This is a genomic window from Nonomuraea sp. C10, from assembly GCF_008017515.1.
GTDB lineage: Bacteria > Actinomycetota > Actinomycetes > Streptosporangiales > Streptosporangiaceae > Nonomuraea > Nonomuraea ferruginea.
Window position 1 is genome coordinate 2,324,136 of sequence record NZ_VPFF01000001.1, and the last position, 13,217, is coordinate 2,337,352.

A 13,217-nucleotide genomic window follows, 5' to 3' on the forward strand; every position below is an offset into this window, starting at 1 on the left:
GCGGGGGAGGAATCGGACCCTTGTGAAGCAGGACAGGGGCAGCCGATTCGCCGCCAGGCGAACCGGCATATCGAACAAACACACGACTCGTGACTGATCGTTGACGTAGAGTATGGGGCGTGGCGCAGATCGTGAAGCGGGCCTACAAATACCGCTTCTACCCGACCCCCGAGCAAGCCTCCGAGCTGGCCCGGACCTTCGGCTGCGTCCGCCTCGTCTACAACAAGGCACTGCACGAGCGCACTCGCGCCTACACACAGGAAGGCCGCTGCGTCTCCTACGTGGAATCCTCGGCCATGCTCACAGCATGGAAGCGCAGCGGCGAGGCCGACTTCCTGTCCGAGGTGTCCTCGGTGCCTTTGCAGCAGGCACTGCGCCACCTTCAAGCGGCCTTCGCCAACTTCTTCGCCCAACGGGCCAAGTACCCGACGTTCAAGAGCAGGAAGAAGTCGCGGGCAGCGGCGGAGTACACCCGCTCGGCGTTCCGCTTGCAAGACGGCCGGTTGACGCTGGCGAAGATGGACGCCCCGCTGAACATCGTGTGGTCGCGCCCGCTTCCCGAGGGCGCGCAGCCGTCCACGGTGACCGTGAGCAAGGACGCGGCCGGACGCTGGTTCGTGTCCGTCCTGGTGCAGGAGAAGATCACGCCGCTGGCTCCGGCCGGGCGGTCGGTGGGCGTGGATGCGGGCATCACCGCCTTGGCCACGCTGTCCACCGGCGAGAAGATCATCAACCCGAAGCATGAGCGGGCTGATCGGCGCAATCTGGCCAAGGCCCAGCGGGCGCTGGCCCGCAAGGAGAAGGGATCGAACAACCGGGCCAGAGCCCGGGTCAAGGTCGCGCGGGTGCACGCCCGGATCGCCGACCGGCGACGCGACCATCTGCACCAGGTCACCACACGGCTTGTTCGCGAAAACCAAGTGATCGCCGTGGAAGACCTGACCGTCCGCAACATGGTCAAGAACCGCGGCCTGGCCCGTGCCGTCTCGGACGCCTCGTGGCGGGAGTTGCGCGGCATGCTGGAGTACAAGTCGGCCTGGTACGGTCGCACGCTGGTGGTCGTGGACCGGTGGTTCCCGTCCTCCAAGCTGTGCTCGGCGTGCGGGGCACAGCGGGAGAAGATGCCGCTGAACGTCCGCGACTGGACCTGCGCTTGCGGCGTGGTCCACGACCGGGACGTGAACGCGGCCAAGAACATCCTCGCCGCCGGGCTGGCGGAGAGCTGAAACGCCTGTGGAGCTGGTGTAAGACCTCAACGAGAGTCCTCTCGGGCGGGCGACCGGCGGTGAAACAGGAACCCTCACGGGCGACCGTGGGACTCCCCCTCCTTCAGGAGGGGGAGGATGTCAAGCACACCAGCATCCGCCGTACCCAGAACGTGCGTCATCTGAAAACGGGCAGGTTACCCCGGGCGACACCCTAGGCCGACGATGGGGCTATGCCGGACATACCGCCATGGCATACCGAGCGCTGGATTCGGTCTACGACTCGTGCTGCCGCGAGAAGGGCATCTCCGTCGTCGAGATGGGCCTGGTCCGCTCCGTCGAGCTGAGCGGCGGCCGGGCCCGCGTGGAGCTGCTGCTGACGACCGGCGGGTGCCCGTTCGCCGCCCGCGTGCCCGACTCCGCGTCTGTGCCCGACAAATCGGCATATATCAGGGAGGAGCTGCGGTGATCGACGACATGTTCGTGTTCGACAGCATCGCGCATGCGCAGAACTGGCCGCCCGCGACCCCGAACGCACCGTCTTCTGGGGCTCGATCAACCCCCTGGAGGGCCGCAAGGCGCTCGGCCTCATGGACCGCCAGGTCGGCGAGCACAACGCCCGCGCCTTCAAGCTCTACGACGTCCGCTACGACTACGGCTCCCCCTACCCGTGGCGCATGGACGACCCGCGCGTCGCCTTCCCCGACCTCGAAAAGGCCCGCGACCTCGGCGTCAACCTCATCGGCGTGCACAAGGGCGTGCCTCGGCCCGCAGCCCATCGAGCACACCCAGACCTGGGACATGGACGGCGCCGCCGCCAACTTCCCCGATATCGACTTCGTCGTGCGCGCCCCCCGCATGTTCGCCGAGATCATCGACAAACTGCTCTTCTGGTGCGGCGAAGACAAGATCGTGTACGGGTCGGAAGCGCCCATCTTCCACCCGCAGTGGGCGCTGCGCACCTTCAAGGACTTCCAGATCCCGCAGGACCTCTGCGATGGCTACGGCTACCCCCAGCTCACCGACCAGGCCAAACGCAAGATCCTCGGCGAGAACCTGCTCCGCTTGCACGGCTTGTCCACCTGACCCGGCGACCTCCTGGGACCGATACGGGCGGTGCAGCGCCCCCTCCCCAGGCACCCTCGACCCCAACCCCAGGCACCCACCCGACACAAAGGGCTTCGCCCAGGAGGCGCTCCGCGCCCTTCAGCTCAGGCGTTACTTCCAGCCGGCCTGGCGGCCGGCCCCTGAAGGCTCTCGCTCCGCTCGGACAGCCCGCCGGAAGAGAGCGCCTGGCGGCGCTCCACCAGATAGCCGGAGCGCGGTCGGCATCGTGGCGTCAGCCAGGTATCCCCTCACGTGCGGCCCCAATGGTGACTGGTTGCGCAACGTCGTGGACGCAACCCCCGTCTCACGACGACCGGGCGGTGAGCCGATCACCTCAACGACTTACAGGGCGTGAATGACAGTCGTCATGAGTAGCGCGAAGGTGTTGCCGACCGATATGCCAGTAGCCGTCAGCGAGCCGACGGCGGGCGTGAGTATGTAGGGGGCCGGATGGCTGGCACGGGTGGCACAGGCGGAGCGGAGGGAACGGTACGGCTGGTGGCGGGGACATCGGCCGAGGTGCGGGAGTTGTACGCCTGGTTACAGCGGGAGCCGGACTTGCGCGGTGCCGTGCGCCTAGTAGAGACACGACCACCGCCGGGCGCGCTGGGACCGGTAGCCGAGGCGGTGCAGATCATCACTGGTTCGCCCGAGATCATCGCGACGCTGGCTGGAGTGACCATCGCCTGGCTCCGGTACCGCACCAGCGATGTGAAGATCACGGCCAAGCGCCCGGACGGCACCGAGGTGACGGTCAGCGCCAGCCGGGTCAGGACGCTGAGCAACGAACAAACTCGAGCCGTCATCGCCGAGGTGCTCACCGCCCTGGAGGACAGTGCCTCCAAGGGACCCCCAGATGTCTAGCCAGGTGGCGGGGCTGCTGGCGGGGTCGGGACCGTGCACCCAACAGGTCCGGTCAAGCCGGCACGGCTCCGAGGCGCTGATCGGGGACGTGCTCGCCACAGGGATGCGTGAGTTGGCCGCGGCCCTCGGCACCCACGACAGGCCGATCGATGGACCTTCGACCAGTTCAATCTTGGTTGCCCGTTGATGGCGCCTCTGCTGCTGGCCCAACCAGGAGCGCGAGTGCTGTTAGTAGGCTCGAGCTCGCACCGGGACGACGCGCGTGTCGTCGGCGTTCCCGCCGTCAAGTCTGGCGTGCTTGACTTGGCGAACGCCCTGACGCGGCACGCGGGCCTCGCGGCCAGCCGGTTGACGGTCCTTCCGGACCCAGAGACCCCGCACGAGCTGGCAGAAGCCGTCGCCCTGCTGGCGGAGCAGGCCGAAGAGCTGTTGGTGTTCGCCTACGCGGGTCATGGACTCATCGGCGTCGACAACGAGTTGTATCTAGCCACTCAGGCCAGCGTCGATCTCACGCGCGGGGTGGCGCGCAACCAGGCGCTGCCGTACCCAGAGGTGCGCACGATCCTATCGTCGAGTCCCGCGCCCCATGCCCTGGTGATCCTGGACTGCTGCTGGGCGGGCCGTGCCACGTCATGGCCGGGCTGCTACCTGCTGACTGCCACCAGCCGCGAAGAGGCAGCCTGGGTACCCGACGGGGACGGACATCCGGCCTTCACCGGAGCATTGGTCAACCTGCTGGTGGCGGGCGACCCCCAGGCGCCCCGCCTGCTGACCCTCGACGATGTGCACCGCAGTCTGCGCCGGGCTTTGGGGGCTCGAGGTCTGCCGCTGCCGCGGCGCCAGGCCGCCGACGTCAGTGGCGGCCGGCCCTTGGCGGTCAATGGCGCTTATCGCGCCCCCCAGGGCCGTCCGTTGCCTGCCGACCCCGGCCCTGATCAGGATATCCAGGATTGCCCGTATCGCGGGCTGGCCGCCTACGGAGTGGAGGATGAGGCGTTCTTCTTCGGACGTGACCAACTCGTCCGCACGCTCGTCTCGCAGGTAATGGAGGCCAGACCAGGGCCACTCCTGGTGACGGGGCCTTCAGGTTCGGGAAAGTCGTCTGTCCTGCGTGCCGGGCTCCTCACGGCCCTCGCGCCACGGCCGTACATGGTGATGACACCGGGTTCGGATCCGCTCGATGCCTTTCAGCGCCGCCTGTCGGCGCTCGATCCGACCATGGTGGCCGGACACGAGTCGCTCCCCGCTGACCTGGTCATCGTGGTCGACCAGTTCGAAGAGCTGTTCGTGGTATGTGAGCGGGAGGACTGGCGCAAGGCGTTCATCGAGGCGTTGACCACGTCAGCGGCGCGCTGCACGGTAGCGCTGGGCCTGCGGGCCGACTTTTTCGGCCGCTGCACCCCCTATCCCGCCCTGGTCACAGCGCTGGAGCACGCCGTTATCGTGCCCCCGTTGCGAACCGAGCAGCTTCGTGAAGTGATCGAAAAGCCGGCCGAACTGGCAGGGCTCGCCTTGGACGATGGTCTGGTGGATCTGCTTTTGGAGGATCTAGGGGGCGGTGCAGACACCACACCACTGCCTCTGCTCTCGCATGCGCTGTTGGCCACCTGGCAGCGCAGGGAGAATCGAGTGCTCACCCTCAGCGGGTATCGGGCTACGGGCGGGATCGCGCAGGCTTTGGCTCGTACGGCGGACAGCACCCTGCACGCCCTTCCTGCGGCTGATCAGGAGACGGCCCGTCGCATGCTCGTGCGTCTCGTGCGTCTCGGGGACGCGACCGACGACAGCCGCCGCGTCGTCCCGGTCGACGACGTGCTATCCATGGCGGAAACGCCAGGAGTCGGCGACCCGCGGGCTGTCCTGGAGGCCTTCACCGCCGCCCGTTTGGTGACGGTAAGCGAGAACGAGGTCCAGGTTACTCACGAGGCGCTGATCCGGGCATGGCCACGGCTGCGGCTGTGGCTGGACACCGATCGCGCCAGGCTGCTGATCGAGCAGCACCTGACTGAGGCGGCGGTGGCATGGGATCGCGGTGGCCGAGATGCCGGGGAGCTCTACCAGACGGGTCGCCTGGCGCTGGCCCGCTACTTGGCCGAGCCGCCCCATCGAGCGAACCTCACCCACGTTTCGGCCGACTTCATTGACGCGAGCATCGAACGCGAGGCGTCGGAGCAGCGTGCGGCGCGACTGCGCGTCCGCCGGCGCAACCTGCTCATGGTGGTCCTCGCCACATTGTTGACGAGCACTATGCTGGCCGGCGGAGCCGCCGTCGCTCAGTGGCGGTCGGCGGAGGCGTCGTTGCGGCTGGTCGAGCAGCAGCGCGACATAGCGGTAGGCCGTGATTTCACGGCTCAGTCGGAGTCGCTGCAGGAGACACAGGGCATAACCTCACTGCGCCTGGGCATTGCCGGGGTCGCGCTCGATCCGGACAGCGCAGACACTCGATCGAGCCTGGCCTCGCTGCTGGTCACGACCCCGCCGCAAACCAGACTCTTCGAGGACGGGGACAGCCGGGCGACCTCCATAGTGCTCAGCGGCAACGGCGACTACGCCCTTTCCAGCAGCGAGCACTTCGTCGTGAGCCATGATGACGCCAGCACATCCGCCAGCGTTCAGGGGAACGATGTGGTCCTCTGGGACCTGGAAAATCCCGCCGCTCCGCGACAACGGGTCCTCCGACCCGGCGGAGACGGTATTGACTACACCGTGCAGCTCAGCGCAGACGGTCGGCGCGCGCTGACCAGCAACTATGCCGGCACATTCGGTGGCACGCCAGCCCCGGATCTCATCGGAGTCGTCGAAGTTTGGGACCTCACGGATCCGGGCGCACCGCGCAGTTGGATGCTTCCGCTGCCCAGGGGCGAGAACACGACATACGCCGCAGAGCTCAGTGCCGACGGCCGCCATGCCCTTACCGTGGAACAGCGCATCAGCCGAAAGAGCTGCATGACGAAACGAGTGACTCATTGGGACCTCACGGACCCGCGTAATCCGCGGTCCTCAGCCCTATCTTTCCGACTGCGGCCGGACACGTTGTATTTCCCCTCGCTCAGTGCCGACGGCCGTCGCGCGCTAGTGACCGACGTGGCTTGCGGCCTTGGTAACGACTTCAAGCAAAGTGTCTCACTCTGGGATTTGACCGACCCGCACGCGCTGCGATCCTGGTCATTGCCACTGCCCAGGGACAAGGGAACGAATTTCGGGACGACGTTCAGCGCTGACGGCCGCCGCGCCCTCATGTCCTTCGACAGCATTGGCAAGAACGGCGCGGGTGGCGTGATCCTGTGGGATGTGACGGTTCCAAGCGCTCCGCGATCGTGGCTGTTGCCGCTGCCCAACCGTAATGGCATGACTTTCGAAACGGCGCTCAGCGCTGACGGCAGCCGCGCGCTGATAGCAGCGTTTCCGGATCCCCGCAACCATAGTGGAACCGTGACACAGAGGAATACGGTGACGGTCTGGGACATCACCGATCCCGGGCTTCCTTATTGGGAGCGCCTGCCGCTTCTCGAAGGCGAGGACATAGCGGCTTTCGAGATCAGCGGCGATGGTCGACACGCAATGATCGCCACGTACAGGGGAGCCCTGGGCGCCAGGTTTAAGGGCGCCATGACCTTGTGGAATCTGCTCTACCGGGCGACTCCGCGGGCGGTGCCCGTCCAGGAGGGCGCAGAGGTCATCGACGTGGCGCTCAGCGAGAACGGAGTGCGTGCTCTCGTCGCCGTCGAAGTCTCGACTTCTGGGAGCGGTGTGACCCTCTGGGAGACCCGCGACGGCTCTGCGCCGCAGCCCACCGCCCTGCCCTTGCCCGCGAGCTCTGGGCGCCGTCACGCCGTAGCGCTCAACGCCGACGGCAGATACGGTCTCACCGCGAACAGCGATCTAGGGCGGGACGACTTCACCGGCAGCGTGCTCTTCTGGGACTTCACCGCGCAGAGCGGACCGCGCTCCTGGAGACTGCCGACACCGGACCGGAAGGGAACGGTGTACGGGATCGCGCTCAGCGCCGATGGCCGCCACGCCCTCGTGGCCGATCGAAGCAACGAATACAGCACCGACTTTCGTGGCGCAGTGACACTTTGGGATCTCGGGGACCCGAACAAGCCGAAATCCTTGCCACTCCCGTTGCCCCACCGGCCTGACACCACCTACGAGGTGGCACTGAGCGCGGACGGCGGCCGCGCTCTGACTGCCGACCAGAGCAGCAGCCAGTCGCAGAGTCGAAGTGGCGGCGTGACCGCCTGGGACCTTCGGGATTGGCGCGATGTGAAATCAAAGGCGTTGCCTCTGCCGAAGGAGAGCGACACCACATACAGCATCACGCTGAGTTCTGACGGGACGCATGCCATGACCGCCGGTCACAGCAGCCAGTGGGGGGACTCCGACGAGGTCGGTGTTCACGGGGACCTGCGCTACTGGGACCTTGCCGATTTCGACGCCCCCCGGCCCTACTCGCTGCAGGGCGCCACCGACACATACGCCTACGACCTGTCGCTCAGCCGCGATGGAAGATTCGCCTTCACGAACAAAGTCACGTATGTGCGAGACAAGACCGGGTGGACAACTCCGCGTGTGGCGGTGGCCTTCTGGGACCTGATCTCTCCAGATTATCCCGTGGCTCAGACCTGGGACCTGGCATCCAGGGTGACCAGTCCCATCGCCTTCAGCAGTGATGGGCGGGTAGCCGCCACCAATCTCAGAGATCGGAAGCTGGTCCTCTGGGACCTCAGCTTCCTCAATGAGGTTGCCGCCGATCCGGTGCGGGTCGCCTGCGTCGTCGTCGAGCGTGGCCTCAACGCTCAGGAGTGGCGCAGTTTCGTTTCGGGGTTCGGCCCTCCATATCGGGAAACCTGCCCGGGCTGAATCAAGCATCCAGCTCGATGACGCCACCGTGACCGACAGATTCTGGTCGTCTCAAGCGAGGCTGGTGTCCCGATGAACCAGTGTCGCCCGCAGAGAAGCCCTCGGCGGGGCCGAGGGCTGGTGGTGGACGATACTGGGATTGAACCAGTGACCTCTTCCGTGTCAGGGAAGCGCTCTCCCGCTGAGCTAATCGTCCGCGTGGGGAAACCGAGCGGAAGACGGGATTCGAACCCGCGACCCTCACCTTGGCAAGGTGATGCTCTACCACTGAGCCACTTCCGCGCCCGCCCGGATGAACTCCGGGTGACGAGAGAACCATAGCGAATACTCGCCGACTCCCCAAACCGGATTGTCCGTCAGACGGGGATCGACGTGTGCCCGCCGTTGACGGTGACGCGCTGCCCGGTCAGGTACGCGGCCTCGTCGGAGGCCACGAACGCCACCGCCGCCGCGACGTCCCTCGGCGTGCCGATCCGCCCCACCGGCACCTCCGCGACGTAGTCGCCGGCCTCCAGACCGGCGTGCCGCTCGACCGGGATCCAGCCGGGCGCGACCACGTTCACGGTGATCCCGTACGGGCCGAGCTCGCGCGCCCAGCAGCGGGTCATCGCGTGCTGCGCCGCCTTGGCGGCGGTGTAGGCGGAGGTACGCGGCAGCGACCGGTCCACGATGTCGGAGCCGATCTGGATCACCCGGCCCCGGGCGCGCTCCCGCATCGCGGGCAGGCAGGCCTGGACGAGCAGCGTGGGGCTCTTGACGAAGAACGTGAGCTGGTCGAGCTGCGCCTGCCAGGTGAGCTCCTCGACGCCCTGCTCGGGCTGCGGGCCGGTGGCGTTGAGCACCAGCGCCTCGACCGGCCCGAGCGCCCGCGCGACCCGGGCCACCAGGCCGGTGACGGCGGCCTCGTCCGTCACGTCCGCCTGGAACGCCTCCGCGTGCCCGCCGGCCGCCCTGATCTCACCGGCCACCACCTCGGCCCCCGCCGTGTCGGAACGGTAGTTGACCGCGACGGCCCACCCGTCGGCGCCCAGCCGGCGCGCGATCGCGGCGCCCAGGCCGCGCGATGCGCCGGTGACCAGCGCGACTCTTCCCTGCTCATGCACGTCCGCCACCCTATCGAGGCGCATGCGGCGCGCATCGCGGGGTAGCGGTGTGGGAGCCGGAAACCCGTACGAGGGGGAAGGGTCTCATGGTCACCCCGAAGTCTCACGCCGGTACCACGCGCTCGCCCGTACAGAAGGCGGCGCTGCTCGTGGGGGTGGCGTTCCTGATCGTCGGCCTGCTCGGCTTCGTGCCGGGCGTCACCACGAACTACGACACCATGCAGTTCGCCGGGCACCACTCCGACGCGCGGCTGCTCGGCCTGTTCCAGGTGTCGGTCCTGCACAACATCGTGCACTTGCTGTTCGGGGTCGCCGGTCTGCTCATGGCGCGCACGGCGGCCGCGGCCAAGGCGTTCCTCATCGGCGGCGGCGTCATCTACCTGCTGCTGTGGGTCTACGGGCTGCTCGTCGACAAGGAGAGCGCGGCCAACTTCGTGCCGCTGAACACCGCGGACGACTGGCTGCACTTCGTGCTGGGCGTCGGCATGATCGTGATCGGCGGGCTGCTCGGCCGCCGCACGCTCGGGACCCGGCACCGGTGACGCTTCGACCGGCGTCGAAACGTACCTGGGCTACGGTCACGGTATGGGTAACCCATCCGATGCGGACATCGCGCCGGTCGCGGCGCTCATCGCCGACCCGACCAGGGCCGCGATCCTTACGGCGCTGCTCGGCGGGCGCGCGCTGGCGGCCGGCGAGCTGGCCCGGGTGGCCGGGGTGAGCGCGGCCACCGCCAGCGCCCACCTGGCCCGGCTGCTCGACGGCGGGCTGGTCGGCGTGGTGCGGCAGGGCCGCCACCGCTACTACCGGCTGGCCGGGCACGAGGTCGCGGAGGTGCTGGAGGTGCTGGCCAGGGTGAGCGCGCGGCCGCCCGTGCGGTCGCTGCGGCAGTCGCGGCAGGCCCGGCTGCTGGAGGAGGCGCGCACCTGCTACGACCACCTGGCCGGGCGGGCCGGCGTGGCGCTGCTGGACGCGCTGCGCGGGCAGGGCTGCCTGGACGGCGAGCGGGTCACCCCGGAGGGGGAGCGGCTGCTGGCGGAGCTGGGCGTGGACGTCGCGCGGGCGCGCCGGGCCAAGCGCAGGTTCGCGCCCGAGTGCCTCGACTGGACCGAGCGCCGCGCCCACCTCGGCGGCGCGCTCGGCGCGGCCGTCACCGCGGTGCTGCTGGAGCGCGGCTGGTACCGCAGGGGCAGCCTGCCGCGCGCGGTCGTGCTCACCGGGGAGGGACGGGAGGGGCTGGCCGCGCTGTTCTCCGGTAAGGAGCTAACATCGCATTCGCCGGTTACCTAAGCGGGAGAAGCACATCATGCGCGACAACGAGGTCGTGAACGTCGGTCCCGATCCGCTCACCTTCGACGACGTCATCCGGGTGGCCAGACACGGCGCCCCCGTCCGGCTCACCGACGACGCGGTCGCCGCGGTCGCCGCCGCCCGTCAGCGGGTGGACGACCTGGCCGAGGCCCCCGTCCCCGCGTACGGGATCTCGACCGGGTTCGGCGCGCTGGCCACCCGCCACATCGACCCGGCGCTCCGCGCGCAGCTGCAGCGCTCGCTGGTGCGCTCGCACGCCGCGGGCAACGGCCCCGAGGTGGAGACCGAGGTGGTGCGCGCCCTCATGCTGCTGCGCCTGCACACGCTCGCCACCGGCCACACCGGCATCCGCCCGACCACGGCCAAGACCCTCGCCGCGCTGCTCAGCGCGGGCATCACGCCGGTGGTGCACGAGTACGGCAGTCTCGGCTGCTCGGGCGACCTCGCGCCGCTCGCGCACGTCGCCCTCACGCTCATGGGCGAGGGCGTCGTACGCGACAAATCCGGAAATGTCACCCCGGCGGCCGAGGCGCTCAAGCAGGCCGGCATCGAGCCGGTCGAGCTCGCCGCCAAGGAGGGCCTGGCCCTCATCAACGGCACCGACGGCATGCTCGGCATGCTCATCCTCGCCATCGACGACCTGACCCGCCTGGCCAGGACCGCCGACGTCAGCGCCGCGATGAGCGTCGAGGCGCTGCTCGGCACCGACCGCGTGTTCGCCCCCGAGCTCCAGGCCCTGCGCCCGCACCCCGGCCAGGCCGCGGCCGCCGCCAACATGGTCAGGATCCTGGCCGGCTCCGGCATCATGGCCAGCCACCGCGACCCCGAGGCGTGCACCCGCGTCCAGGACGCCTACTCGCTGCGCTGCGCCCCGCAGGTCGCCGGCGCCGCCCGCGACACGATCGCGCACGCCGCCACCGTCGCCGCGCGCGAGCTGGCCAGCGCCGTCGACAACCCGGCCGTGCTCGACGACGGCCGGGTCGAGTCCAACGGCAACTTCCACGGCGCGCCGCTCGCGTACGTGCTGGACTTCCTCGCCATCGTGGCCGCCGACCTGGCCTCGATGTCCGAGCGGCGCACCGACCGCTTCCTGGACGTGGCGCGCAACCACGGCCTGCCCGCGTTCCTGGCCGACGACCCCGGGGTCGACTCCGGTCACATGATCGCCCAGTACACGCAGGCCGCCATCGTCTCGGAGCTGAAGCGGCTGGCCGTGCCCGCCAGCGTCGACTCCATCCCCAGCAGCGCCATGCAGGAGGACCACGTCTCGATGGGCTGGTCGGCGGCCCGCAAGCTGCGCCGCTCCGTCGACGGACTCACCCGGGTGCTGGCCGTCGAGGTGCTCACCGCCGCCCGCGCGCTCGACCTGCGCCGCCCGCTCACGCCCGCCCCGGCGACCGCCGCCGTGGTCGGGGCGCTGCGCGAGACCGTGCCGGGGCCGGGTCCCGACCGGTTCCTCGCCCCCGAGATCGACGCGGCGGTGCGGCTGGTGGCCGAGGACGGCGTGGTCGCGGCGGCCGAGTCCGTCACCGGCCCGCTGGGCTAGGACGGCAGCGCGACGATCGCGTCCACCTCCAGCAGCAGCCCCGGCATGAACAGCTTCGACACCTCCACGGTCGTGCTGGCCGGGGGAGTGCCGGTGATGTACTTCCTGCGCACCTGCCCGTACTCGACACGGTCGTCCATGTCGGTCAGGTACGTGCGCAGGAACGCGATGTCGCCGAACCCCGCGCCCTGGTCGGCGAGGATCTCGCCCAGGCACCGGAAGACGTGCTCGGCCTGCTCGGTCATCGACCCCTCGCCGACCAGCCGGCCCCGCTCGTCGAAGGCCGCCTGGCCGGACACGTAGAGCATGTCGCCCACGCGCACCGCGTGCGAGTACATCCCGTTCGTGGCCGGCACCGTCGCGGGGTTGAGCGGCACCGCCCGCCGTTCTCCCGCGACCGGGTCACGCCCGCCCTCGACGTGCCCGGCGACGGCGGTCAGGTCCCGCTCGCCCAGGCCCGCCGCCTCGGCCTCCCGCAGCCGCCGGTGGGCCGCGCTCGCCAGCGTCGCCCCCGGCCACGCGGCCAGGCCCAGGTCCTTGGCCGCCAGCCCGAGCGCGTAGCGGGTCTCCCGCGCGGGCTCGCGCAGCCGCTCCGCCACCGGTCCGAGCGGGGTGCCCGCCAGCACCTCCAGCAGCGCCGCACGATCCACCCCGTGCGCGGTCCCGTACGCGAGCGTCTCCGCGACCAGCACCTGGGCGGGCACGAGAGCGCTCATGACGGCGAGCTTCATGGCCGCGCCCGCGCCGAGCGGGCCGCACTCGCGCACCGTGCCGAACACCTCCAGCACCTCGCGGCAGCCGGACACGTCACCGCCGGCCAGCACCGTCAGCGCGCCCTCGGCGGCCGGGCCGACACTCCCCAGCACCGGCGCGTCCACCAGGCGCACCTCCGGCGGCAGCAGCGAGCGCAGCCCGCGCACCTCCTCCGGGCCGATCGTGGACATCTCCACCACCGTCGCCCCGGGCCGCAGCCCCGGCAGCGCCGCCGCCAGCACCTCACGCACCGCGGCCGGGTCCCGCAGCATCGTGATGACGAGGCCGGCGCCCTCCACGGCCGAGGCGGCCGTCACCCCGGTCCCGCGCCGCCACGTGGTCACCTTGTGCCCGGCGCGCTCCAGCCGCCGGGCCATGGGGACGCCCATGCGTCCCTGTCCGAGAAATGCGATCACGTCCCACAGTGAAGCCGAACGCGTGGTATTCCACCAGCGACTAGATTGC

General features: G+C 69.6%; 10 protein-coding genes, 2 tRNA genes and 1 pseudogene. 8 read left to right on the plus strand and 5 right to left on the minus strand.

Translation table 11 applies throughout. The features are described from left to right. Positions 1–119: 119 nt before the first annotated feature. Together FR742_RS10440 and FR742_RS10445 are read left to right on the plus strand one after the other, a co-directional pair. Positions 120–1,312 (plus strand): annotated as a pseudogene (locus FR742_RS10440) (RNA-guided endonuclease InsQ/TnpB family protein); the annotation flags it as partial. 143 nt (positions 1,313–1,455) lie between these two features. Beyond that, entirely contained in the window at positions 1,456–1,674 is a 219-nt protein-coding gene (locus FR742_RS10445) for an iron-sulfur cluster assembly protein (protein WP_148030766.1), read from the plus strand. Here FR742_RS10445 and FR742_RS45110 read toward each other — a convergent pair. Then, complete coding sequence (locus tag FR742_RS45110; RefSeq protein ID WP_222708884.1) at positions 1,655–2,008, minus strand: hypothetical protein; 354 nt, start codon at positions 2,006–2,008, stop codon at positions 1,655–1,657. The two genes, FR742_RS10445 and FR742_RS45110, sit on opposite strands and share 20 nt — an antisense overlap. Here FR742_RS45110 and FR742_RS45115 point away from each other — a divergent pair. The 3 genes from FR742_RS45115 to FR742_RS10460 all read left to right on the plus strand — a co-directional run bounded on the left by FR742_RS45115 (position 2,007) and on the right by FR742_RS10460 (position 8,039). Then, positions 2,007–2,291: an amidohydrolase family protein gene (locus FR742_RS45115; RefSeq protein ID WP_222708885.1), complete on the plus strand. Its 285-nt coding sequence runs from the start codon at positions 2,007–2,009 to the stop codon at positions 2,289–2,291. The genes FR742_RS45110 and FR742_RS45115 overlap by 2 nt on opposite strands. Before the next feature lie 519 nt (positions 2,292–2,810). After that, positions 2,811–3,176, plus strand: coding sequence for an effector-associated constant component EACC1 (locus FR742_RS10455; protein WP_148030767.1), 366 nt, complete (start codon positions 2,811–2,813; stop codon positions 3,174–3,176). A 303-nt stretch (positions 3,177–3,479) separates the two neighbouring features. After that, a complete protein-coding gene (locus tag FR742_RS10460; protein WP_148030768.1) occupies positions 3,480–8,039 on the plus strand; it encodes an NACHT and WD repeat domain-containing protein in 4,560 nt (1,519 codons plus the stop codon). Positions 8,040–8,160: 121 nt separating this feature from the next. Here the strand turns inward: FR742_RS10460 and FR742_RS10465 are convergent. The 3 genes from FR742_RS10465 to FR742_RS10475 form a co-directional block, all read right to left on the minus strand. Then, a tRNA-Val gene (locus FR742_RS10465) sits at positions 8,161–8,235 on the minus strand. A 14-nt stretch (positions 8,236–8,249) separates the two neighbouring features. Then, positions 8,250–8,321: transfer RNA gene (locus FR742_RS10470), tRNA-Gly, on the minus strand. Between the two features lie 74 nt (positions 8,322–8,395). Further along, a complete protein-coding gene (locus tag FR742_RS10475) occupies positions 8,396–9,142 on the minus strand; it encodes an SDR family oxidoreductase (protein ID WP_261808463.1) in 747 nt (248 codons plus the stop codon). An 86-nt stretch (positions 9,143–9,228) separates the two neighbouring features. Between FR742_RS10475 and FR742_RS10480 the strand changes: the two genes are divergently transcribed. The 3 genes from FR742_RS10480 to hutH are packed head-to-tail and all read left to right on the plus strand — an operon-like array spanning position 9,229 to position 11,999. Further along, positions 9,229–9,684 carry a DUF4383 domain-containing protein gene (locus FR742_RS10480; RefSeq protein ID WP_148030770.1) on the plus strand — a complete coding sequence of 152 codons (456 nt, stop codon included), beginning with the start codon at positions 9,229–9,231 and terminating at the stop codon, positions 9,682–9,684. Positions 9,685–9,727: 43 nt separating this feature from the next. Beyond that, positions 9,728–10,432, plus strand: a complete 705-nt coding sequence (locus FR742_RS10485; RefSeq protein ID WP_148030771.1) for a helix-turn-helix transcriptional regulator — start codon at positions 9,728–9,730, stop codon at positions 10,430–10,432. A 16-nt stretch (positions 10,433–10,448) separates the two neighbouring features. Beyond that, positions 10,449–11,999 carry a histidine ammonia-lyase gene (gene hutH, locus FR742_RS10490; RefSeq protein ID WP_148030772.1) on the plus strand — a complete coding sequence of 517 codons (1,551 nt, stop codon included), beginning with the start codon at positions 10,449–10,451 and terminating at the stop codon, positions 11,997–11,999. Here the strand turns inward: hutH and FR742_RS10495 are convergent. Then, positions 11,996–13,168 (minus strand): Rid family hydrolase, encoded by a 1,173-nt coding sequence (locus tag FR742_RS10495; protein ID WP_261808464.1) that lies wholly within the window; start codon positions 13,166–13,168, stop codon positions 11,996–11,998. The two genes, hutH and FR742_RS10495, sit on opposite strands and share 4 nt — an antisense overlap. Between the last annotated feature and the right edge of the window lie 49 nt (positions 13,169–13,217).